Origin of the sequence: Alistipes megaguti (genome assembly GCF_944320325.1) — a bacterium.
Lineage (GTDB): Bacteria > Bacteroidota > Bacteroidia > Bacteroidales > Rikenellaceae > Alistipes > Alistipes megaguti.
The window spans coordinates 54427-79117 of the sequence record NZ_CALUHA010000008.1 but is presented as its reverse complement, the minus strand read 5'-3'; the positions used below and the strand labels follow the sequence as shown (position 1 = coordinate 79117).

The 24691-nt window shown below is 59.8% G+C and carries 17 protein-coding genes; 11 read left to right on the top strand and 6 right to left on the bottom strand.

All coding sequences use genetic code 11. From position 1 onward, the window contains the following. Positions 1-347: 347 nt before the first annotated feature. Positions 348-1514 carry a dicarboxylate/amino acid:cation symporter gene (locus tag PUQ42_RS03755; protein WP_122119861.1) on the bottom strand — a complete coding sequence of 389 codons (1167 nt, stop codon included), beginning with the start codon at positions 1512-1514 and terminating at the stop codon, positions 348-350. A 49-nt stretch (positions 1515-1563) separates the two neighbouring features. On the opposite strand from PUQ42_RS03755, the gene PUQ42_RS03750 reads away from it, so the two are divergent. Further along, positions 1564-2337, top strand: coding sequence for a radical SAM protein (locus tag PUQ42_RS03750; RefSeq protein ID WP_087311194.1), 774 nt, complete (start codon positions 1564-1566; stop codon positions 2335-2337). A gap of 157 nt (positions 2338-2494) precedes the next feature. Continuing rightward, positions 2495-3256, top strand: coding sequence for a YaaA family protein (locus PUQ42_RS03745; protein WP_087311193.1), 762 nt, complete (start codon positions 2495-2497; stop codon positions 3254-3256). 53 nt (positions 3257-3309) lie between these two features. Here PUQ42_RS03745 and dxs read toward each other — a convergent pair whose 3' ends face one another. Continuing rightward, positions 3310-5217, bottom strand: coding sequence for a 1-deoxy-D-xylulose-5-phosphate synthase (dxs, locus tag PUQ42_RS03740; protein WP_087311192.1), 1908 nt, complete (start codon positions 5215-5217; stop codon positions 3310-3312). 80 nt (positions 5218-5297) lie between these two features. Here dxs and pyrH point away from each other — a divergent pair, with 80 nt between their 5' ends. The 3 genes from pyrH to frr are packed head-to-tail and all read left to right on the top strand — an operon-like array spanning position 5298 to position 7191. Further along, positions 5298-6005 (top strand): UMP kinase, encoded by a 708-nt coding sequence (gene pyrH, locus PUQ42_RS03735; protein WP_087404129.1) that lies wholly within the window; start codon positions 5298-5300, stop codon positions 6003-6005. A gap of 4 nt (positions 6006-6009) precedes the next feature. Beyond that, a complete protein-coding gene (locus PUQ42_RS03730) occupies positions 6010-6615 on the top strand; it encodes a TlpA family protein disulfide reductase (RefSeq protein WP_273371131.1) in 606 nt (201 codons plus the stop codon). An 18-nt stretch (positions 6616-6633) separates the two neighbouring features. Next, on the top strand, positions 6634-7191 hold the full coding sequence (gene frr / locus PUQ42_RS03725; protein ID WP_087311189.1) for a ribosome recycling factor: 558 nt from the start codon (positions 6634-6636) through the stop codon (positions 7189-7191). A 332-nt stretch (positions 7192-7523) separates the two neighbouring features. Here the strand turns inward: frr and pckA are convergent, their stop codons facing one another. Continuing rightward, entirely contained in the window at positions 7524-9128 is a 1605-nt protein-coding gene (pckA, locus tag PUQ42_RS03720) for a phosphoenolpyruvate carboxykinase (ATP) (protein WP_087311188.1), read from the bottom strand. An 812-nt stretch (positions 9129-9940) separates the two neighbouring features. Between pckA and hemW the strand changes: the two genes are divergently transcribed. The 5 genes from hemW (at position 9941) to PUQ42_RS03695 (ending at position 20539) form a co-directional block, all read left to right on the top strand. After that, positions 9941-11053, top strand: coding sequence for a radical SAM family heme chaperone HemW (gene hemW / locus PUQ42_RS03715; RefSeq protein ID WP_273371098.1), 1113 nt, complete (start codon positions 9941-9943; stop codon positions 11051-11053). A 147-nt stretch (positions 11054-11200) separates the two neighbouring features. After that, the gene (gene glgP, locus PUQ42_RS03710; RefSeq protein WP_273371096.1) at positions 11201-15451 is read left to right on the top strand and encodes an alpha-glucan family phosphorylase; all 4251 of its coding nucleotides are present in this window, start codon (positions 11201-11203) and stop codon (positions 15449-15451) included. Between the two features lie 114 nt (positions 15452-15565). Beyond that, positions 15566-17689, top strand: coding sequence for an amylo-alpha-1,6-glucosidase (locus tag PUQ42_RS03705; protein WP_273371094.1), 2124 nt, complete (start codon positions 15566-15568; stop codon positions 17687-17689). A gap of 303 nt (positions 17690-17992) precedes the next feature. Then, positions 17993-19312 (top strand): glycosyltransferase family 4 protein, encoded by a 1320-nt coding sequence (locus PUQ42_RS03700; RefSeq protein WP_317125084.1) that lies wholly within the window; start codon positions 17993-17995, stop codon positions 19310-19312. Positions 19313-19324: 12 nt separating this feature from the next. Continuing rightward, positions 19325-20539, top strand: coding sequence for a glycoside hydrolase family 57 protein (locus PUQ42_RS03695; RefSeq protein ID WP_273371092.1), 1215 nt, complete (start codon positions 19325-19327; stop codon positions 20537-20539). 487 nt (positions 20540-21026) lie between these two features. On the opposite strand, the gene PUQ42_RS03690 is transcribed toward PUQ42_RS03695, so the two are convergent. Next, positions 21027-21374, bottom strand: a complete 348-nt coding sequence (locus tag PUQ42_RS03690) for a winged helix-turn-helix transcriptional regulator (protein ID WP_273371090.1) — start codon at positions 21372-21374, stop codon at positions 21027-21029. A gap of 165 nt (positions 21375-21539) precedes the next feature. Between PUQ42_RS03690 and PUQ42_RS03685 the strand changes: the two genes are divergently transcribed. Next, positions 21540-22067: a DJ-1/PfpI family protein gene (locus PUQ42_RS03685; protein ID WP_087311182.1), complete on the top strand. Its 528-nt coding sequence runs from the start codon at positions 21540-21542 to the stop codon at positions 22065-22067. Positions 22068-22617: 550 nt separating this feature from the next. Here PUQ42_RS03685 and PUQ42_RS03680 read toward each other — a convergent pair. After that, entirely contained in the window at positions 22618-23532 is a 915-nt protein-coding gene (locus PUQ42_RS03680; RefSeq protein WP_087311181.1) for an AraC family transcriptional regulator, read from the bottom strand. A gap of 262 nt (positions 23533-23794) precedes the next feature. Next, positions 23795-24670, bottom strand: coding sequence for a YegS/Rv2252/BmrU family lipid kinase (locus PUQ42_RS03675; protein ID WP_087311167.1), 876 nt, complete (start codon positions 24668-24670; stop codon positions 23795-23797). Positions 24671-24691: the final 21 nt, after the last annotated feature.

Below are 24691 nucleotides of genomic sequence, written 5' to 3'. Positions count from 1 at the left end.
ATGAGTTCGATCGGAAAAATTACCGGGACAGTCTGCCGATTGACTCATAATGACGGAATTAAACGACTGTCCCTAATATATTCTGCACCATATTATTGCTTCATTATTTTTCATTGTACTATATGTATATCATCGAATTTTCATTTCGATTAGGAACACGACATAAAAAAACCCGATTCGCAATGAACCGGGTTCTGTAAAATCCAAGAAATCGAGTTCTTATATTCCTTACAAATTCTTTGAATTTAGATATTTTTGTTACCTGGTTGTTACCCGGACATAGGGCTCAAGAAGGTAATAATATGACAATCAATTAGTTGATTATAGAAGTGCGGATTTATACGTTTTTAGGACTTCCGGTCTCTTTTGCGGTCCACGGCGTCGACAATCACGGCCACGGCTCCGTCACCCGTCACGTTGGTCGCCGTGCCGAAACTGTCCATGGCGATATAGGTGGCAATCATCAGTCCGCACAGCGTCTCGTCGAATCCCAGCATCGACTCCAGCAGCCCCAGCGCCGCCATGATCGCCCCGCCCGGAACCCCCGGAGCCGCCACCATCGTCACCCCCAGCAGCACGATGAAGCCCGCAAAGGTCGCCGTCGGAAGCTCCGCTCCAGCCAGCATCGAAACGGCCAGCGCACAGGCCGTGATCTTCATCATCGACCCCGAGAGGTGGATCGTCGCGCAGAGCGGAATGACGAACGACGCCAGTTCGGGACGCACCCCGAGGCGCAGCGTCCGCTCCAGCGTCACGGGAATCGTCGCCGCCGAGGATTGCGTGCCGAGGGCCGTAACGTAGGCCGGCAGCATCGTACGCAGCATCCGGAGCGGATTCCGCCGCGACGCGAGTCCCGCCACCGAGAACTGGAACAGCAGCAGCGCAACCGTCAGCACGAAGATCACCACGATCAGTTTGACGAAGACCCCCAGTACGCCGGCGACCTGTCCCGACCGGGTGATCGAGAGGAAGATGCCGAAGATATAAAGAGGCAGCAACGGCAGAATGACCCGGGCAATAACCCGTTCGATGATGCGCTTGAAGTCGTCGAGCGCCCCCTTGAGCGTCACCGACCCGGTTGCGGCCATCCCCAGACCGAGGACGAAGGCCAGCACCAGAGCCGACATCACCCCCATGACGGGCGGTATGGCAAGGGTGAAGTAAGGGGTCAAGGCCTCACCCTCTTCGGGGAGGACCATCTCCGAACCGGCAAGCAGCGTCGGAAACACGGCCCGGCCGACAAAGTAGGTGCCGAACCCCGAGATCAGCGTGAAGCCGTAGGCCAGGGCGGCCGTCAGCGCCAGCAGGCGCCCGGCACTGCGCCCCAGGTCGGCGATGCCCGGCGCCACCAGCCCGAAGATGAGCAGCGGAATGACGAACTCCAGAAACTGTCCGAATACGGCATTGAAGGTCAGGGCCGCCCGAGCCACCCATCCGGGCAGGAAGAGGCCGCCAACAATACCCAGCACGATAGCCAGCACAACGCGCGGCAGCAGTCCGAATTTTCGCTTCATCGAAGAATGATTTTTGTAAAGGTATGAAAAAATTAGTTACTTTTGTCACATGACATCCCTTTACCACGACATCATCTACGGCCCGGTACACTCGCGGCGGCTGGGTCTCTCACTCGGGGTCAATCTGTTGCCCACCGAGTCGAAGCTCTGTTCGTTCGACTGCATCTACTGCGAATGCGGCTGGAATGCCGACCATCCCGGCGGGCGTCGTTTCAACGCCCGGGAGGAGGTGCGCACACACCTCGAGACCGCCCTGCGGCAGATGGCCGGAGCCGGGACTCCACCCGATGTGATCACCTTTGCCGGCAACGGCGAACCGACCCTGCATCCCGATTTCGAGGGGGTGATCGACGATACGATAGCGCTGCGTGACCGCTACTGCCCCGCGGCGAAGGTCTCCGTGCTGTCGAACGCCACGCAGATCCACCGCCCGGAGGTGCGGCGGGCGCTGCTGCGTGTGGACAACAACATCCTGAAGCTCGACTCGGCCTTCGATGCCACGGTGCGCCGCATCGACAACCCGCAAAACCCGCATTATACGGTTCGGGGCATTGTCGATGAAATGAAGCGCTTCGAGGGACGGATGATTCTCCAGACGATGTTCCTGCGCGGCGAGTGCAACGGTGCGCCGATCGACAACACCACGCAGGAGGAGGTCGAAGCATGGCTGCGCCTCGTCGAGGAGATCCGCCCCCGGCAGGTGATGGTCTATTCGCTCGACCGCGACACGCCGTGTCCCACCCTCGAAAAGGTTTCACACGAGGAGCTGCAGCAGATTGCCGCCCGCGTCGAAGCGCTGGGAATTCCCTGCTCCGTCGCCTGACCCAGGCCGGCGCCATCCGCCGACACGCGGTCTACGCTCCCCGCGCAATCCTCTCCCCGACAGCCGGGCGGAGGTTCAACACGCACAACCGGAATCGAAGACACCTCCCGGGCCCTCGCCAGGGCTCGGGAGTTTCACACCAAAAACACCCGCAACCATGCAACTATTACTCTCCTGCGCCAAGACGATGACGGACCGGAGCCCGATCTCCGTACCCCGCACCACCAAACCCCGATACGGAGCCGAGGCCGACACAGCCGCGGCCGCTCTGGCATCGCTGTCGGCCGATGATCTGGCCCGTCTGCTGCACATCAACCGCACGCTGGCGGCCGAAAACCGCCGCCGCTACGCCTCTTTCCACGACGCACCGTCGCTGCCGGCCCTGACGGCCTACACCGGCATCGTCTTCAAACGGATCGACCCGGCAAGCTTCACCCCCGCGGATTTCGAATACGCCCAGGAGCATCTGAACATCACCTCGTTCCTCTACGGGTTGCTCCGCCCGCTGGATCGGATCCGCCCCTACCGGCTCGAGGGCGACGCTGTCCTGCCGGGCGACGACGAGCAGACGCGCTTCGCCTTCTGGCAGTCGCGACTCACCGATGCATTCATCGACAAGATCCGCGCCGACGGCGGCGTGCTGCTCAATGCAGCCAGCGGCGAGATGAAACGGCTCTTCGACTGGCGGCGTCTCGCACGCGAGGTACGGGTCATCACCCCGGAGTTCCGCATCCGCGAGGGCGACCGCCTCCGGACCATTGTCGTCTATACGAAGATGTGCCGCGGTGAGATGACGCGCTTCGCGTTAAAGAACCGGATCGAGGACCCCGAACTGCTGAAGTCGTTTGAATGGGAGGGGTTCCGGTTCGATCCGGCGGAGAGTCGCGGCGACAACTGGTTTTTCACCCTGCAGCAATAAAAAAGTCCGGGCAAAAACCCGGACATTTTTTCGAGGAGGGGGGGGGCAGCGGCTCACTGTCCTGCTTCGGCGGCCTCTTTGGCCGGCCGCACGGCCAGCAGCGCCCGGAGAATTGACGCTTCGTCGTAGCCGCAAAGGGCCTGCAACTGGGCGGGAGTGCCGTGTTCGACCCACTGGTCGCCGATCCCCAGCCGCGTGACCTGCACGTCGTAACCGCGCGAAGTGAAGAAGACCGTCACGGCCTCGCCCACTCCGCCGCTCAGGCAGCCGTCCTCGACCGTGATGACCCGACGGAAGCGGCGGCCCACCTCATCGAGCAGCACTTCGTCCAGCGGTTTGACATAGCGCAGGTCGTAATGCGCCGCCTCAACCCCTTCGGCCGAAGCCCGTTCGGCGGCACGTGCCGCCGCATTGCCCGCCGTACCGATGGTCACCAGCGCCACGTCGCTTCCCTCGCGCAACCGGCGACCCCGTCCCACGGGCAGTTTCTCGAAGGCTGCACCGCGCCACGGAAGCCCCTCCCCGCACCCCCGCGGGTAACGGATCATGAAGGGATGACCGGCACACAGCGCCGTATACATCAGATTGCGCAGTTCGGGTTCGTTCATCGGAGCGGCAATCGTCAGCCCCGGGATGGCCCGGAAGGCCTCCATATCAAAGACTCCGTGGTGGGTTACACCGTCCTCGCCGACCAGTCCGCCGCGGTCGAGACACATCACCACCGGAAGATCCTGGATCGCCACGTCGTGGATCACATTGTCGTAGGCCCGCTGCATGAAGGTCGAGTAGATGTTGCAGAAGGGGATCATCCCCGCAGCGGCCAGTCCGGCCGAGAAGGTCACGGCGTGTCCTTCGGCAATGCCCACATCGAAGCAGCGGTCAGGCATCTCGCGCATCAGGATGTTCATCGAACAGCCCGTAGGCATGGCAGGGGTCACCCCCACAACCCGCGGATCCATCCGGGCCAGTTCAAGCAGCGTCTCGCCGAAGACATCCTGGTAGCGGGTCGCACCGCCCGACAACTTGATCCGTTCTCCCGTATCGGGGTTGAAGCGGCCCGGAGCGTGCCACACCGGTTGGTCGTGTTCGGCCGGCAGATAGCCCTTGCCCTTGACTGTCAGCACGTGCAGCAGTTTCGGGCCCTCGATGTCGCGCAGCGCCCGCAACGTGCGGACCAGCTCCTTGAGGTTGTGGCCGTCGACCGGCCCGAAATAGCGGAAATTGAGACTCTCGAAGAAGTTGCTCTTGTTCAGCACCCCCTGCTTGACGGCATTACCCGCCATCTGGCAGAGGCGCAGCAGCCGCGGCGTATGCGAAAGAATCCCCCACAGCCGCTGTTTGAAGCGGTTGTAGTGAACCGAGGTCGAGATCTTCAGCAGGTAGTTCTTCAGCGCGCCGGTGGCCTGATCGATGGCCATGTTGTTGTCGTTGAGAATCACCAGCAGGTTCGTCCGCTTCGAGGCCCCGGCATTGTTCAACCCCTCGAAGGCCAGGCCGCCGGTCATCGAACCGTCGCCGATGACGGCTACCACCTGGTGCTTTTCACCGCGCAGCTCGGCCGCCTTGGCCATGCCGAAAGCCGCCGAAATCGACACCGAAGCGTGACCGCCCCCGAAGGCGTCATACTCGCTCTCGGACATGCGCGGAAAACCGCTGATGCCGCCCAGCTGACGTTTGGTATGGAACGCCTCGCGACGCCCCGTGATGATCTTGTGGGCATAGGTCTGATGACCGACATCCCAGACGATCTTGTCCTGCGGCGCGTCGAAGACATAATGCAGTGCCGCAGCCAGCTCCACGGCCCCGAGACTCGAGGCCAGATGGCCCGGATTGACCGAACACTCCTCAATGATATAGTGACGCAGCTCGTCGCAATAGAGCCGCAGCTCTTCGGGCGAGAGTTTCTTCAAATCCCGGGGCGAGGAGACCCGGGTCAGCAGTTTATAATCTTCACGCGACATTGGGAAGACAAAGATACATAATAATGGGGAAATTTTCGAAAATTTTCCTATCTTCGCGTAACGGTAAAACCACACACGTCATGAAATACCAGCGCATACTCCTGAAATTGAGCGGCGAATCGCTCCAGGGAACGCAGAAATACGGACTCTCACCCGAGGTGCTGCAGTCCTACGCCGAACAGATCAAGGCCGCAGCCGCAACCGGCGTCCAGATCGGCATCGTCATCGGCGGCGGCAACATCTTCCGCGGCCTTACCGGCGCCAGGAAGGGATTCGACCGCGTCAAGGGCGACCAGATGGGCATGCTCGCCACGATCATCAACTCGCTGGCCCTGCAGTCCGCGCTCGAGGACAACGGCGTCCGCTGCAAGGTCCTCACCTCGATCCGCATGGAGCCCATCGGCGAATACTTCTCCAAGGCCCGCGCCATCGAGTATCTCGAAGCCGGTTACGTGGTGATCATCGGCGGCGGAACCTCCAACCCCTACTTCACCACCGACTCCGCCTCGGCTCTGCGCGGCATCGAGATCGAAGCCGACGTCCTGCTCAAGGGCACCCGTGTTGACGGCGTATATACGGCCGATCCCGAGAAGGACCCCACGGCCACGAAATTCCAGGAGATCTCCTTCGAAGAGGTCCTCGACCGCCGGCTCAAGGTCATGGACCTCACGGCCTTCACCCTCTGCCGCGAAAATGGTCTCGAAATCATCGTCTTCAACATGGACACGCCGGGCAACCTGGGCAAGGTCCTCGCCGGCGAACCGATCGGAACCCTCGTAAAACGCTGATACCATGGCCATTCGCAAACACCACCGCAAGAGCAGCCGCCAGTTGTGGATCATGCTGGCGCTGATCGCCGTCATCGCGGCCGTCATCGCGCTGCTGCCCAACGGGGCGGAGCCGGAGCCGCAACCCGCCGACGAACTCGAAGCCACGACCCTCGTCCATGCCGGCGAGGAGGCCCCGGACTTCTCTGTCGGCATGTTCGACGGCTCGACGGTCACCCTCTCCGAACTGCGCGGAAAGGTCGTCCTGCTCAACTTCTGGGCCACCTGGTGCCCGCCCTGCCGCGAGGAACTCACCCACGTGCAGAGCGATATCATCGACCGTTTCGCCGGCCGTGATTTCCTCTTCCTGCCCGTCTCGCGCGGCGAAAGCCGTCAGGCCGTGGCCGCCTTCCGCCAGAAAACCGGATACGACTTCCCCATGGGACTCGACTCCACCCGCTCGGTCTATGACCGCTACGCTTCGAACTACATCCCCCGCAACTTCCTGATCGATGCCGAAGGCAAGGTCGTGACGGCCACCATCGGTTTCGAACCGAAGGAGTTCGACGAGTTGATCCGTGCCATCGAGGCCACCCTTGCCCAGGCCGAGCAGAACCGAACCGAAGAATAATTCAAATCAATACCGCATATGGATACCAAAACGATTCTCAACGATGCTTCGGCCCGCATGCAGAAGGCCATCGACCACCTCGAGGAGGAACTCCTCAATGTCCGCGCCGGCAAGGCGTCGCCCAACGTCCTCAACGGCGTGATGGTCGACTATTTCGGTTCGCAGGTGCCCGTTTCGGGTGCCGCCAGCGTCACCGTTCCCGATGCCAAGACCATCCTCATCCAGCCCTGGGACAAGAAGATGCTCCGCATCATCGAGAAGGCCATCCTCGATTCGAACATCGGTCTGACCCCCTCGAACAACGGCGAAACGATTCGTCTGACCATTCCACCCCTGACCGAGGATCGACGCAAGGAGCTCGTCAAGCAGATCCGCAGCGAGGCCGAAACCGCCCGCATCAGCCTGCGCAATGCCCGCCGCGAGGCCGTCGAAGCCTTCAAGAAAGCCCAGAAGGAGGGTATGCCTGAAGACGAGTCGAAAGACGGCGAAAGCCAGTCGCAGAAACTCCTCGAGAAGTTCACCAAACAGCTCGACGAGGTACTGGCCCGCAAGGAGAAGGAGATCATGACCGTCTGATCCGGCCGATTCCCGATCCTGCAGAAATCCATGACTCCCGGTTCCTTTGTGAACCGGGTGTTTTTGTTTTGTCGGACGACGTCGGGCGCAAGACAGGCCGCCCGTCCCGACTCCCGCACCCCGGAGGACAATCCGTAATACGGACCTTTGTCCGGCAGCCCGAATGCAGGCGGAACGGAAGCGGGCAGGACGGAAGCCTGTTCGACCGCCATTGCGGCTTCCCGCCGGGAATCCCGCAAACCCGGCAAACAGCCGCAAAAAAAACGGGGCGGATGGAGAACCATCCGCCCCGTCGGGGTTATCTCATGCGGCAGACACCGCACGGAGAGTCATTACAACTTCGGGCCGGCAGCCACGAGGTTCTTGCCCTCCTCGTTGCCCGTGAACTTCTGGAAGTTCTTGATGAAGCGGCCGGCGAGGTCCTTGGCCTTCTCGTCCCACTGCGATGCATCGGCATACGTGTCGCGCGGATCGAGGATGTGCGAGTCAACACCCGGCAGCTCGGTGGGCACCTTGAAGTCGAAGACAGGGATCATCTTCGTAGGAGCCTTGTCGATCGAGCCGTCGAGGATGGCGTCGATGATGCCACGCGTATCCTTGATCGAGATACGCTTGCCGGTGCCGTTCCAACCCGTGTTCACGAGGTAGGCCTTGGCGCCCGACTTCTCCATCTTCTTGACCAGCTCCTGGCCGTACTTCGTCGGGTGCAGCGACAGGAAGGCGGCACCGAAGCAAGCCGAGAAAGTCGGCGTCGGCTCGGTGATACCACGCTCCGTACCGGCCAGCTTGGCGGTGAAGCCCGACAGGAAGTAGTACTTCGTCTGCTCCGGAGTCAGGATCGATACCGGGGGCAGCACGCCGAATGCATCGGCCGAGAGGAAGATCACCTTCTTGGCGGCCGGAGCCTTCGATACCGGCTTAACGATATTCTCGATGTGGAAGATCGGGTACGATACACGGGTGTTCTCCGTTACCGACTTGTCGGCGTAATCGATCTTGCCCTTCTTGTCCACGGTTACGTTCTCCAGCAGGGCGTTGCGGCGGATGGCGTTCCAGATGTCGGGCTCGTTCTCCTTCGAGAGGTTGATCACCTTGGCGTAGCAGCCGCCCTCGAAGTTAAAGACGCCGTCGTCGTCCCATCCGTGCTCGTCGTCACCGATCAGCTGACGCTTCGGATCGGTCGACAGCGTGGTCTTGCCCGTTCCCGACAGACCGAAGAAGATGGCCGTTTCGCCCTTCTCGTTCGTGTTGGCCGAGCAGTGCATCGAAGCCATGCCCTTCAGCGGCAGCAGGTAGTTCATGTAGGAGAACATACCCTTCTTCATCTCACCGCCGTACCAGGTGTTGATGATCACCTGCATCTTCTCCGTGAGGTTGAAGACTACGGCCGTCTCCGAGTTCAGACCCAGCTCCTTGTAGTTCTTTACCTTGGCTTTCGAAGCGTTCAGTACCACGAAATCGGGCTCGCCGTACTTCTCCAGCTCCTCATCCGTCGGACGGATGAACATGTTCTTCACGAAGTGAGCCTGCCAGGCAACCTCCATGATGAAACGGATCTTCAGACGCGAGTTCTCGTTGGCGCCGCAGAACGTATCAACCACGTAGAGCTTCTTGCCCGAGAGCTCCTCGGCTGCGATCTTCTTCAGCTCTTTCCAAGCCTTCTTCGTCACGGGCTTGTTATCGTTCTTGTACTCGTCGGAGGTCCACCAGATCGTATCCTTCGTGGTTTCGTCCATCACGAAGAACTTGTCCTTGGGCGAACGGCCCGTATAGACACCCGTCATTACGTTAACGGCTCCCGTCTCGGTCAACTGACCCTTCTCATACCCACGCAGGCCTTTCTTGGTCTCCTCACGGAACAGTTCGTCGTAGGAGGGATTGTACACGATCTCGGTTACGCCCGTGATCCCGTACTTTTTCAGATCCATTTTGTCCATAACTTGTTTATTTTGATTAAACACCAAATCCTTAACCCAACGTCCGGGCAGCGTTGAAAATTGCCTTTTCGGACGGCACAAAGGTAAAAACTTTTTCCAGAATTGTGAAAAAAATAACAGCATAAATTACGAAAATTTTTTACGATCCCCGCCCGACGGCGGCGACGGGCGGTTCGCAGGTCCCCGGGAGTCGGAAGTCCTGACTCCGCAGGAGCGCTTCTGGACGGGGTTTACAGTGCACGGCCGAGCCCGGCAGAAGTACCGGCGAATGGCAGGACACCGTCCAGAAAGAGCGCGGCATGGACGGACGAGGCAAGCCCTGTTGTGATCCCGAAAAGCCACCGTCCAGATAAAGGGAGGAACAAAACAGCCGAAGTGGTCAGGACAACCGGGAGAATCCGAAACGACAAGGAGGATTCGGACAGCCGAAGCACCGGGAGAGGGGCAGCAGGGGGGGGGCAGGGCCGGCAAACGGCCGAGACAGGCGGAATGGTCCGGCGGCCGAAGCACCGGGAAAGGGACAGCAGGGGACGAGAGGAACGGAAAGTACAGGACGGACAGGACAGGGAAAGCAGGCAGGACGGGAAAGGGCACCAACAGCCGAAACCGGCGAAATGATACCGACTGCCCGGCTGCCGGAACGGTCGGGACAACAGGAACAGCACAAGCAACCGGAACGCCCGAACCGTCGGGCAGCCGCACCTTTTTCGAAAGATTTCCTTTCCGATTTCAAAACGGAGGTTTTATCCGAAAAATAATTTCATTTCGAAAAACGTTTCCCATGCCGAGAATTTTCGTATCTTTGGTTTGTTATGGCCGGACTCTACCTTCATATCCCCTTCTGCAAGCGCGTATGCGCCTACTGCGACTTCTTCAAGGAGGTCGGAACCCGCCGCATGGGCCCGCTCATCGAAGCCATGCACCGCGAAATGGAGTCCCGTCGCGACTATCTCGGCCAGGAAGCCGTCCGAACCCGCTATTTCGGCGGCGGAACCCCCTCGCTCTGCCCGTCCGACGTGCTGAAAGGACTCCTGGACCACGCCGCAGAGCTCTTCGACTGCTCGCAGGTCGAGGAGACCACCCTCGAAGCCAACCCCGATGACCTGACTCCCGAATACCTCGAAGCTCTGCGACGGGCCGGCATCGACCGTCTGTCGATCGGCATCCAGTCGTTCGACGACGCCTGCCTGCGGTTGATGAACCGCCGTCACACCGCCGCTCAAGCCGAAGAGGCTGTCCGGAATGCCCGCAAGGCCGGTTTCGAAAATATCACCGTCGATCTGATTTTCGGCGTGCCGGGTTTCGGCGGCGATTCGCTCCGCCGTTCGATCGACCGCACGCTGGAGCTCGGCGTCGAACACATCTCGGCCTATCACCTCACGATCGAACCCGGTACGGCCTTCGGCCGCCGGATGGAGCGCGGCGAGTTCGCCCCGGTGGACGAAACGGTCAGCGAAACGGAGTATGCGCTGGTTCACGAGCGACTCACCAGTGCCGGCTATGAGCACTACGAGGTTTCGAATTTCGCCCGTCCCGGGTTTCGAGCCCGCCACAACTCGGCCTACTGGCACGGCGTCAAATACCTCGGAATCGGTCCGGCGGCCCACTCCTTCGACGGCCGCGAACGCCATTGGAACGCCTCGTCCGTCGACCGCTACCTCGCCGGCGAAGCCCCCGAAGCGGAGATCCTCACCGACCGCGACCGTTTCAACGAGTATGTGATGACCCGGATGCGCACGGCCGAGGGGATCGACCTCGGACAGGCCGAAGTCCTTTTCGGCCCCGATCGCACCGCCCGCATGCGCCATGAGGCCGAAGGCTGGATCCGGGCCGGAATCCTCCGCATCGAGGGGACGCAAATGGCCATTCCGGCCGAACGCATGCTCGTTTCGGATGCCGTCATCGAAGAGCTCTTCGAAACGTAAGCCAGCTTCGCAACCAAATGAAACAGAAATGTTAAGTTATTATTAAATATTTTTAGTAATTGATTTTTCAATTGTTTTATCTAAATATAAGTATTACCTTTGCGGCCGGATCCAAATCCGTTCGTCACGAATCAAACAAGCACAAATATGAGCAACGCTAAACACACTCCCGACTTCCTGTTCGAGGTAAGTTGGGAGGTATGCAACAAGGTGGGCGGAATCCACACCGTAATCTCGACCAAAGCACAGACCGTCACCCGAAAATTCGGCGACCGCTACCTCCTGCTCGGCCCCGATCTCTCGCACGAAGGCGTAAACCCCGAATTCGAGGAGGATCAGAACCTGCTCAAGGCCTGGCGCCAGGGCCTCTACAACGAGGGGATCCGCGTCCGCGCCGGACACTGGAAAATCAAGGGCGAACCCACGGTCCTGCTCGTCGACTTCTCGTCGCTGATCCCCCGCAAGGACGAAATCCTCAAGAGCCTCTGGGAATCCTACCACGTCGACTCGATCTCCGGTCAGTGGGACTACATCGAACCCGTCCTCTTCGGCTGGGCCGCCGGTGTGGTGATCGCCTCCTACGTCAAGAGCTTCGGCGCTCCGACCGACCGCATCGCCGCCCACTTCCACGAGTGGCAGACCGCCGCCGGAGGACTCTACCTGCGCAACCATTCGCCCTACGTGGCCACGGTATTCACCACCCACGCCACCGTCATGGGCCGCTGCATCGCCGGAAACCGACTGCCGCTCTACAACTCGCTCACGAAACTCAACGCCGACGAGCTGGCCCGCCGCTTCAACGTCGTGGCCAAACACTCGATCGAAAAGATGGCCGCCACGTATCACGACGCCTTCCTCACCGTGAGCGACATCACGGCCAACGAATGCAAATACCTGCTCGGCCGCGAACCAGACGGCGTAACCCCCAACGGCTTCGAAAACGACTTCGTCTGGTCGGGCGACGAGTACTACGCCAAACGCGACGAGGCCCGCAAGGCCATGATCAACGTAGCCGAAGCCTGCCTGGGCGAAAAATTCGCCGAAGATCCGCTGATCGTCGGAACCAGCGGCCGCTACGAATTCCGCAACAAGGGCATCGACGTCTTCATCGAGTCGCTGAAGATCCTCGCCGAGTCGGACAAGCTCCAGCGCGAAATCCTCGCCTACATCACCGTGCCGGCCGGAAACCGCGGCCCGCGCGTCGACCTGCAGGCCCACCTGGCCGATCCGTCGAAACCCATCGACGCCTCGCAGTACAAATACTCGACCCACTATCTGGAGGACCCGACCTGGGACCCGATCGTCAACGCCCTGAAGGACAGCCCGCTGACCAAACCCGGTTCGAAGGTCAGGGTGATCTTCGTCCCCACGTACCTCAACCACAACGACGGCATCTTCAACAAGGACTACTACGAACTGCTCGTCGGCATGGACCTGACGGTCTTCCCCTCCTACTACGAACCGTGGGGCTACACCCCGCTGGAGTCGGTGGCCTTCTCCGTGCCCACGATCACCACGACACTCGCCGGGTTCGGCATGTGGGTCGACAAGCAGCGTGAACATGCCGGCGTGGAGGTCATCCGCCGCGACGACTACAACGACAAGGAGGTCGAGCAGAACATCGCCGACGCCCTGCTGCGCTTCTCGCAGCTCGACGAAAAACACGTCAACGAGATCCGCACCTCGGCCTACGAAATCTCCACGACGGCCCTCTGGGAGCACCTCTACGCCGCCTACGAACAGGCCTATTCCGAGGCGGTCGAGAGCTCGATCGTCCGCACCAACCGCGCCATGCTCGATGACGGCGGAGCCAAGACCGAACAGATCAACTTCGTGCGGCAGCAACTCTTCGTCGAGAAGCCCAACTGGAGCCGCATGATGGTCGACAAGACCCTGCCCAAGCGGCTGCATGCCCTCGAGGAGCTCTCGCGCAACCTCTGGTGGTGCTGGAACCCCGGCGCCCGCGACCTGTTCGAGAGCATCGATCCGACGCTCTGGGCCGAATGCGAGCGGAACCCCATCGCCCTTCTCGACAAGCTCAGCGTCGAGCGCATACGCGAACTCGAAAAGGATTCGAACTTCCTCGCCTTGCTCGATGCCGTGCACACCCAGTTCCGCGACTACATGAACGAGAAGCCCGACCCGAAGGCCACCTCGATCTCCTATTTCTCGATGGAGTACGGCCTGCACTCCTCGCTGAAGATCTATTCGGGAGGTCTGGGCATCCTGGCCGGAGACTATCTCAAGGAGGCTTCGGACCGCAACGTCCCGATGGCCGCCGTCGGACTGCTCTACCGCTACGGATACTTCACGCAGCGCCTCTCGGCCCAGGGTGCCCAGGAGGCCACCTATGAGGCCCAGAACTTCTACAAGTTGCCGATCTCGCCCGTGCGCGACGAGGCCGGAAACTGGATGACCATCTCGATCGCCTTCCCGGGACGTACGCTCCTGGCCCGCATCTGGAAATGCCAGGTCGGACGTACGGACCTCTACCTGCTCGACGCCGACATCGAGGACAACCTCGAGGAGGATCGTCAGGTGACCCACTACCTCTACGGAGGCGACTGGGAGAACCGCCTCAAACAGGAGATCCTGCTCGGTATCGGCGGTATCCGCGCCCTGCGCAAACTGGGCATCAAGCACGACGTCTACCACTGCAACGAGGGTCACGCCGCATTCATCGGCATCGAGCGCATCCGCGATCTGGTCAACCACCGCAAACTCTCCTTCTCGGAGGCGCTGGAGGTCGTCCGCTCGTCGTCGCTCTTCACGACCCACACCCCCGTGCCGGCCGGACACGACGCATTCCCCGAGTCGATGATCCGCCAGTACATGTCGCACTATCCCGACGTGCTGGGCATCACCTGGGAGCAGTACATCAACCTCGGAAAGACCAACCCCAACGATCCGAACGAGAAGTTCTCGATGTCGGTGCTGGCCTGCAACCTCTCGCAGGAGGTCAACGGCGTATCGTGGCTCCACGGCGAGGTCTCGAAGGAGATTTTCGGCAACATGTGGCCCGGATACTTCAAGAACGAACTCCACATCGGATACGTCACCAACGGCGTGCACTTCCCGACCTGGATCGCCACGTCGCTGCGCCGCCTCTACGCCCGCTACTTCGCCGACGGATTCGAAGGTCATACCTATGACATCCCCGCCTGGCAGAAGGTGCACAACATCCCCGACGCCGAACTCTGGGAGGAGCGCATGAAGCTCAAGGACAAGCTCATCAAGCATATCCGCAAGCGTTACAGCGATCCCAAGCAGGTGCGTCTCGAATCGCCGCGCCAGATGCTGCAGGTCATCGAGGGGATCCGTCCCGACGTGCTGACCATCGGTTTCGCCCGCCGCTTCGCCACCTACAAGCGCGCCTACCTGCTCTTCACGAACCTCGACCGCCTCTCGGCCATCGTCAACAACAAGGAGCGCCCCGTACAGTTCATCTTCGCCGGCAAGGCGCACCCCAATGACAAGCCGGGTCAGGATCTGATCAAACGCATCGTCGAGGTGGCCGCCATGCCGCAGTTCGTGGGCAAGATCCTCTTCCTGCAGAACTATGACATGGAGCTGGCCCGCCGCATGGTTCAGGGCGTGGACGTATGGCTCAATACGCCGACCCGTCCGCTCGAGGCCTCGGGTACGTCGGGCGAAAAGTGCGTCATGAACGGCGTCATGCAGTTCTCGGTACTCGACGGATGGTGGGTCGAAGGCTACAAGGAGGGCGCCGGTTGGGCCCTGCCGATGGAGCGCACCTTCACCGACCAGCACTTCCAGGACGAACTCGACGCCGAGATGATCTACAACACCATCGAGGAGCAGATCGCCCCGAAATACTACAGCCGCGGCACGGACAACATCCCCCACGATTGGGTAGCCTCGATCAAGAAGTGCGTCGCCGACATCGCCTCGAACTTCACCACCAACCGCATGCTGATCGACTACGAGGAGCGGTTCTACAACAAACTTGCCGCCCGCAAGCACCTGATGAGCGCCGATTCCTACCGCATGGCCCGCGAAATCGCCGCCTGGAAACGCAAGGTATCGGCCGCCTGGGACAAGGTGCATGCCGTCGACGTACAGCGCGTGAAGATCGACAAGGAGGCCGTCTATGTCGGTGAAAAGTACCACTTCTCGGTGACGGTCGACATCGCCAACCTCCGCCCCGAAGACATTGGCGTCGAGATGGTCCTCGCCCGTCAGATCGTCGGCGGTCAGTCGGTCAACGTCACCCGCACGATCCAGCTCGAACGCACCAAAATCGAAGGCAGTCAGGTCAGCTATGCCCTGGACTACACCCCCGACGAGGCCGGCACGTTCGACGTGGCGCTGCGTATCTACCCCTCGAACCCCAATCTCCCCCACCGTATGGACTTTGCCCTCGTGAAGTGGGCCTGATAACAAAACGGGGCGGATTATTGGTGCGAAAAGTGTCGTTTTTCAGCAACAGAGTTGCTGATTTTCGAATTTTTCAATAACTTTAATGGACGAGAAAAAGCATTTTTTTAGCATATGTCAGCATTAACCTTCGACAAAAGCGAACTCGGAAACCTGGAGTACTCCCTCCAGCGCGAAATGCTCGCTACCGACCGAATCGGCGGATACATGAGCACGACGATCGTCTGCTGCAACACGCGCCGCTATCACGGACTGATGGTCGCCCCCATCGACACCAGCGACCGCACCTATGTGCTGCTGTCGGCACTCGACGAAACCATCATCCAGCACGACCAGTCCTTCAACCTGGCCCTCCACCGCTACAAGGGGACCTATGAGCCCCGCGGCCACAAGTACATCACCGATTTCGAGTACACGCCTACCCCCACGATCACCTATCGCGTCGGCGGCGTGATCCTCAAAAAGGAGATGCTCTGGATCCACAAGCGCACGCAACTCATGATCCGCTACACGCTCGTGGATGCCCACTCCGAAACCCGGCTCCGCCTCCGCCCGTTCCTCGCTTTCCGCGACAAGCACGAGCTGACCCATGCCAACATGGAGGCCGACGGACACTCCTATCCCGCTGTCAACGGCGTCAAGTGCCGCCTCTACGGCTCGTTCCCCTGGCTCTACCTCCAGACCAACAAGCCCGACACGGAATTCGTCCCGGCTCCCGACTGGTACTACAACTTCGAATACCTGCAGGATATCGCCCGCGGCTATGAGGGCCACGAGGATCTGATGACCACCGGATACTTCGAAACCGAACTCAAGAAGGGCGAAAGCATCATCTTCTCCGCCTCGCTCGACGAAATGGGCTCGACGAAGACCATCGACGAACTCTTCGCCGGCTCGATCGCCCGCCGTACCCACAAGATCGACTTCATCAGCTGCCTCGAACACTCGGCCCGTCAGTTCCTGATCCGCCGCCCGGGCAACCGCACCGAAGTCATCGCCGGGTATCCCTGGCACGGCGTCACGGGCCGCGAAACCTTCATCTCGCTGCCCGGCATCACGCTGCGGCAGAACCACAAGGAGGATTGCATGGATGCCCTCGACACACAGACCCGCAACCTCTGTCACGGCATGTTCTGCGGAGGCTTCTCGGCCGCCCAGGGCGCCGACACCCCGCTGTGGTTCTTCTGGACGCTGCAGCAGCTCGAACCCCAGATCGGCGCCAAGGCCCTCTGGGAGCGTTACGGCGAGACCATGAAGCAGATCCTCGAGGCCTACCGCGAAGGGGTGGCCGGCCGTGTCATCCTCAACGAGAACGGGCTCGTCTGGGCTTCGTGCGAAAGTCAGCCGATGACCTGGATGGACGCCATGATCGACGGGAAACCCGTCACCCCGCGAAACGGCTATCAGGTCGAGGTCAACGCCCTGTGGTACAACGCCCTCTGCTATACCCTGAAGCTGGCTGCCGAAAACGGCGACAAGAAGTTCGTCAAGGCCTGGGAGAAGCTCCCCGAAAAGACAAAGGCCGCATTCAACGAACTCTTTACGCTGCCCGAGGGCTATCTGGCCGACTACATCGGATTCGAAGGCCCGGCCCGGGAGATCCGCCCCAACATGATCATCGCCTGCGGCCTGCCCTTCAAGATGATCGACGAGCAGACGCAGCTGGCCGTCATCCAGACCGTACGCCAGCACCTGCTCACCCCGAAGGGTCTGCGGACGCTCTCGCCCCGAAACCCCCTCTACAAGGGTTCGCAGGAGGGTTCGCCCCGCGAGCGCCAGTTCTCGGCCAAGAACGGTTCGGTATGGACCTGGCTGCTGGAGTTCTACGTACAGGCCTGCTTCGACATCAACGGCGACTCGTTCCTGCCCGAGGCCGAGGAGATTCTCGAAAACTTCAACGAGGACATCCAGACCTACGGAATCGGCTCGATCGGCGAACTGTTCGATGCCGATCCTCCCTACTCGCCGCGCGGCGCCATTTCGCAGGCGTGGAGCGTGGGGGCCGTCCTGGACATCTACGCCATGATCCAGGAGCGCAAGGCCCGGATGGCCGCCGAGCCCAAAAAGAAGAGTACACGCAAAACGACCGCCAAAACGGCAGCCAAGGCCGCAGCCAAAACCACGGCAAAGGAGGCCGTAAAGAAAACTGAAGAGGTAAAAGAGGCAAAAACAGCTGAGGCCAAACCGGCCAAAAAGACGACCCGAAAGGCCGCAACCAAGAAGACGGCCGCAAAATAGCAGCCGCAGCCCGACGGTCCGGAAGAGTTGAGACCCGAAAAGTCTTCCCGCGCTCATGTATCGCGGCACGGGTCTTCCGGACACCAGCCTGGGCCCTCGCGGGATCGTATGCGATCACCGCAGGAGCAATGCTGAGAGTGAAAAGGTGTCCTCGAACCGGCGACGGCCATCACCCTCTCCTCGGACCAGAAGGGCGGAGAGACGGGATCCGCCGACGCAAAGAGAATGCCAAGTGCCAGAGAACCAGAGGAAAAGCCGGACAAAAGCGTATACGCAACGATACACAGATAAAACAAGGAATATATGAAAGTATTAATGTTCGGATGGGAGTTCCCGCCCCATATTGCGGGCGGTTTGGGAACGGCCTGCTACGGAATGACCCGCGGTCTGGCTCGCAACGGTGTGGATGTGACCTTCGTGGTCCCGCACGCCTACGGCGACGAGGATCAGCGCTTCACCCACGTCCTGAATGCCAGTGAAGTCGAAGCCCTCTACGGTTCGACCGGCAGCGGTGCCGACGACATCCTCGAAAAGATGTCGTTCATCCACATCGACTCCAACATGGTCCCCTACATCTCCCCCGAAGAGTATCAGTCCTACCACGAACAGTATGTCAAGTCGGGTCAGCGGACCTGGTCGACAACCGACGCCTGGAAACAGCGTTACACCTTCTCGGGCAAGTACGGCGCCAATCTGATGGAAGAGGTGGCCCGCTACGCCGTCGTTGCGGCCCAGGTGGCCCACGATCTGGAGGGGCAGTTCGACGTCATCCACGCCCACGACTGGCTGACCTACTACGCCGGAATCGCCGCCAAGCGTATCTCCGGAAAACCGCTGGTCGTCCACATGCACGCCACGGAATTCGACCGCAGCGGCGAGAACATCAACACGCAGGTCTATGCCATCGAGCGCGCCGGCATGGAGGCCGCCGACCGCGTCATCGCCGTCTCGAACCTCACCCGCAACATCGTCATCAACCGCTACGGAATCCCGGCCGACAAGGTCGTGACGGTGCACAACGCCGTGCGTTTCGCCGAACACGAAACGGCGGTACCCGAACGCGGCGTGACGGACAAGATCGTCACCTTCCTCGGCCGAATCACCTATCAGAAGGGCCCCGACTACTTCGTCGAGGCGGCCGCCAAGGTCCTCAAACGCGTGCCCAACGTCCGCTTCGTGATGGCCGGATCGGGCGACATGATGAACCACATCGTCCGCCGCGTCGCACGCCTCGGAATCGCCGACCGTTTCCACTTCACCGGATTCCTCCGCGGCGAAGACGTCCACAAGATGTTCCAGTTGTCGGACGTCTACGTCATGCCTTCGGTCTCGGAGCCGTTCGGCATCTCGCCCCTCGAGGCCATGCGTTCGAACGTCCCGGTGATCATCTCCAAGCAGAGCGGTGTGGCCGAAGTGCTCGATTATGCCGTCAAGGTCGACTACTGGGATGTCGACGCCCTGGCCGATGCCATCTACGGTCTGATCGAATACCCGGCGCTGGCCAAAATGTTCGCGTCGAAAGGACTCGAAGAGGTGACGAACCTCAAGTGGAACGATGCCGCGGCCAAAATCAAGAAGGTCTACGAAGACGTCATCGAAGAGAACAAAAATCAATCAAAATAGACATTCACCAACATGAAAACCGTTTGCCTCTACTTTCAGGTACATCAGCCCTGGCGTCTGAAAAAGTACCGCTTCTTCAACATGGGCAAGGACCATAACTACCTGGATGACCTGCAGAACCGTGCCATCATGCAGAAGGTCGCCCGGCAGTGCTATCTGCCGATGAACGCCCTGTTGCTGAAGCTCATCAAGGAGAACAAGAGCAAGTTCCGCTGCTCGTTCTCGATCACCGGCAGCGCCATCGAGCAGATGAAGGCCTTCGCCCCCGAAGTCCTCGAATCGTTCAAGGAGCTCGCCGCTACGGGATGCGTGGAGTTCCTGGCCGAAACCTACTCCCACTCGCTCGCCTCGCTCGCCTCAAAGGAGGATTTCGAAGAGCAGGTCAAACTCCACGTCAACCTCATCAAGAAGGAGTTCGGTGTCAAGCCCACCGCCTTCCGCAACACGGAGCTGATCTACTCGGACGAGATCGGCGCCATGGTCGCCGGCATGGGATTCCGCACGATGCTGGCCGAAGGCGCCAAGCACGTCCTGGGTTGGAAATCCCCCAACTACGTCTATGCCAACGCCATCGACCAGAAACTGCGCCTGCTGCTGCGCAACTACAAGCTCTCGGACGACATCGCCTTCCGCTTCTCGAACCGCAGCTGGGACCAGTGGCCGCTGACGGCCGACAAGTATGTCGGATGGCTCGCCTCGGAGGATACCCCCGGCGAGGTGATCAACCTCTTCATGGATTACGAAACCTTCGGTGAGCACCAGACGGCCGATACCGGCATCTTCGAGTTCATGCGTGCCCTGCCGAAGGCCATCCTGGCCAAGAAGAACGGACTCGAATTCGCGACCGTCACCGAAGCGGCCAAGAAATATCAACCCGTAGCCGTACTCCACTGCCCGCACGTGATGTCGTGGGCCGACGAGGAGCGTGACGTGACCGCATGGCTGGGCAACGAACTTCAGAACGAGGCCTTCTCGAAACTCTATGCCCAGAAAGAGAAGGTCAAGGCGCTGAAGAGTCCCGATTTCGACTACGTATGGAGTTTCATGCAGACCTCCGACCACTTCTATTATATGGCCACGAAGTGGCTCTCGGACGGCGACGTGCACTCCTACTTCAACCCCTATGACTCGGCTTACGATGCCTTCATCAACTACATGAACGTCCTCTCGGACTTTATCATCGAGTTGGATAAGGCGCTGGCCGTCAAAAATGCCAAAAAAGCATAAGAGGAAGGGGTGTTTCACGCCGAACGAAAAAGGAGCTCGCAACTGACAGCGAGCTCATTTTTTTGAAGGAAGGGCGGGGAGGAGCGCCACAAGTCGATGCTGGCGTCAGAAGGCTGAAGACAGCTGACACCCCATCGGGTACAATCGGAAAGGAGAGCCGGAGAAAGGAGGAGCCGGAGAAAGATCCGGGAAAACGAGCTTCGGGAAGAGACCGTACACAAGAAAAAGCAGCCCCGGTCGGAAGCAAGAACGGGTGCGGAAAAGAGGCAAAGGGACGAGTTCGGGGAACAAGGTGGAGCAGGAAAAGGCCGTTCGGAACAGAGCGAACACGGGAAAAGACAAAGAGACCCCAAGGAGAAGGAAAGGACAGAAAAGACGAGTTCAGTCAACTGCAAGGTTGAAAAAGAACAACACCGGGGAGACCACACCGGCGAACAGTCTGACCAGTTGGGATCTGGCCAAATCGCCGCCCAAGATTGCACACCCCTCAATGACGGGCACGCTCCTCGAAAATCGAGGCTTTGTTGGCCTGAGCCCACTCCACCAGTCCGAAGATGTGGGGCAACAGACTCGATCCCCGCTCGGTGAGGCTGTACTCGACCCGCGGCGGGACCTCGGCAAAAACCTCGCGCGCGATCAGCCCGTCGGCCTCCAGCATCCGCAGCGTGACGGTCAGCATCCGGTGCGAAATATCCTCCAGCGAACGGTGAATCTCGTTGAAACGCATCGTTCCGTTGGCGTGCAGTGTCAGCAGAACGAGCATCGACCACTTGTCCCCGATCCGACTCAGAACATCCCGAACCGGACAACTCCCCGTGGGAGGAAATTTTTTCAACGTTTTTCTCGTCTCCATCCTGTTCTCTTTCAACAAAGGTTACCTCCGTGTAACCTGCTAACAGGCAGGTGCGTTCTTGTTTATTTGAAAATGCGCCCCTACCTTTGCATACAAAGGTAAGAAACTTACGGAAAATAACCGACAAACCATTCAAAAAAGAGAAACATGGCCAAGAAAGTTGCAGTTGCAGCCGTCAATCCCGTAAACGGGATGGGGCTGTTCCAGTATCTGGAAGCATTTTATGAAAACAAGATTCCCTACAAGGTATTCGCCGTAGCCCCCACGCGGGAGATCCGCACCAACTCGGGCGTCACACTGACCGTCGACGGAGTGATCGCCGATCTGAAAGGACACGAGGAGGAGTACGATGCGCTGGTTTTCGCTTGCGGAGATGCCGTTCCGGTCTTCGCCCAGCACGCCTCGGATCCCTGGAATCAGGATCTGATGGCCGTATTGAAGCGTTTCGGGGAGAAAGGCAAACTGATGATCGGCCACTGCGCCGCCGGACTGATGTTCGGATTCGCCGGCATCGCCGCCGGAAAACGCGTCGCCGTACACCCGATGGCCAAGGCCGGTGTGCAGGGGCCGATTGCCACCGACGCTCCGTCGGAGATCGACGGCAACTACTTCACCGCCCAGCAGGAGCACACCATTCCGACGATGATCGACCGCGTCATCGAGGCGTTGAAGTAGTTGTACAAAAAAGACATCGGGCTGCCGGTCACAAACCGGAGGGGGAGGGGTGAGGCGGCCGAAAGGTCAGCCGGAAAAACGGCCCCGATAAGAAGCCTCCGAAAGGACGACAGGGAAAAGGAGTCCGGAAGAAAAACCCGCCCGAGAATTCCGGGACAGAAGACCTGCCCAAAGAAAACGACCGCCGGAGAGACTCCGGCGGTCGTTTTGCCTGTTACAACGGTTCAAGCTCTGGGTTGTGGCTTCTCCCCGTTGGCTATCACTCCGATACGCGGCTCGATACTCCTGCGGCAGATCATTGCCCCGGCAAGCAGATCGCCGCTCCGTTCGGGCAAATGGGCCGAACCGACCCTACGGCCGCACGTCCTGCACAGATCAGCACTCCGACAGACCACCATCCCCACAGATCGCCGACCGCCCGGGCAAAAAAACGAAAGTATCCGATAACTGACCTCCTCGCCGTCTTACCGTCCTTACTGTCCTCGCCATCCTGCCGTCCTCACCGCCTTGCCGTCTCGGCGTCCTGCCGCTACGTTACCTCGGCGTCCCGCTACCCTTTGCGCTTGTAGCGCGAAGGCGAAGTGCCGGTATGCTGCTTGAAATACTTGCCGAAGAAGGATTGCGTCGAAAAGTTCAGGTGGTAGGCAATCTCCTGGATGCTCATCCCCGAATATTTCAACAGGGCCTTGGCCTCGAGGATCACCGATTCGTCGATCCACCGCGCCGCCGTCTTACCGCTCACCTCCTTGACCACCGACGAAAGGTACTTCGGCGTGATGTTCAACTGCTTGGCGTAGAAGCTGACGTTGCGTTCGCGTTTGCTGTACTGCTGCAGCAGCGACATGAACTCGTCAAAAAGCACCTCGCAGCGCCCCTGCTTCATCTCACCGGGCTGCTCGCGCAGATTGATCTCCGTGATGATATAGAAAGCCGCGGTGAAGAGCGTACGGATGATCTCGTGACGATAGCGCTCCTTGTCACTCAACAGCATCGTCTTGATCATCAGAAACAACTGCCGGATCTCGTCAACATCCTGCTGCGTCACCTCCAGCACCGGGGCTTTGCCAAAGCGCATGTAGACCGGAAGCGAAGTCGAGAGGTCAATCTGGATCTCGTTGACAAACGACTTGGAGAAGGCCAGCAGGTAGGCGGCGGCATTCGGCGAGCATTTCACCGTGCGGATGATCGAATCGGGATTGAAGAAGACGATCATATTGGGACGCACCGTATAGTTCTGCATGTCGATCGACACAACCGCTTCTCCGGAGATCATGATGATGGCCGTGAAGCCGTCGACCGTCGTCGGATAGTTGGCCGTAGTGTTCTTGTCGGCCGTCAGCGTCGTGATGACCAGATCGTCCGAAAGATAGAAGACATTGTTCATCTCCTTCTTGATCCGGGAGATGGAGACTTTATGAAGGCCTTCCCGTCCGCTGCCGCGCGTCGTTTTGCCATGTTCCGCCATAAGGTCGTGTTTTTTGACAAATATAGCATTTTACCGGGCGAAAAAGCAAATCAGGACATAAAAAAACACCCGAATGTGTAAAAAGTTGCAACAAGATCAAATTTTGCAAAATTGGCAAACCAAATCAGAATTGAATCGGATCATGGAAGAGACAGCAGGACGAAGATTTGCAGATCCCATCGGCCGTGAACCGGTCCCCGAAAAAGCAACCTCCCCCCCCCGAAAAGCAACCGGCCCCCCAAAAGCAACCGGCAGCGGAAGATCACTCCGCCTCCGCAGAGCACGGACGCACCACCCGCAAACCGCCGGCCACACACTCGATGTGAAGCGGGAATTCGGCACCGGGCTGTCCGTCGACATCCGTCGGCTCGTTGACCGTCGACTGGATGTCGATCTTCCGGGCCCGGAAGTGGCGGACAATCTTCGGATTGCCGCCCAGCAGGTACTGTCCCATGGCCAGCGTCGAACGGAAGAGATCCTTCTTTTCAAGCAGAATGCAGTCGAACAGTCCGTCGCGGATCGACGCCGTGCGCGCCAGGCGGAATCCGCCCGCCGTCTCGCCGTTGAAGATCAGCACCATCAGCGACCGCAGGTCGAAATGCTCGCCGTCGGCCACAATCTCCAGCGGCACGGCATGGATCGTCCGGAACTCCTTGACCCCCTCGATGATATAGGCCAGTTTGCCGATGCGGTGTTTGCGCGAATTGGGCGTACGCTGCGAGGTGGTCGTGAAGATCCCGAACGAGAAGATGTTGACGAACCACAGGTCGTTGACCCGGCCCACATCGACCCGATCCTCGCAACCCGTAGCGACCTGACGCGCCGCTTCGAGCAGTTCGTTCGACATGCCGAGCGCCCCGGCAAAATCGTTCGCCGTCCCGGCCGGAATCACCCCGATCGGAATATCGAGACCCTTGCGTTTCATGGCGTTGACGGCAAAATTGATGGTTCCGTCGCCTCCGGCCACGACCATCAGATCGATCGTCTCATGGCCCTCGAAGGGATTGACGGCAAAGTCGATCGGCTGCGGAATAACCCGGTAGCCGTTCGTACGGAAGATCTCGTCGATCTGTTCGGCTTCACGGGCGACGCGCCCCCGGCCCGATTCGGGATTATAGAGAAATACGGCGGTTTTCATAGATAAGAGTCGTTCGAATGG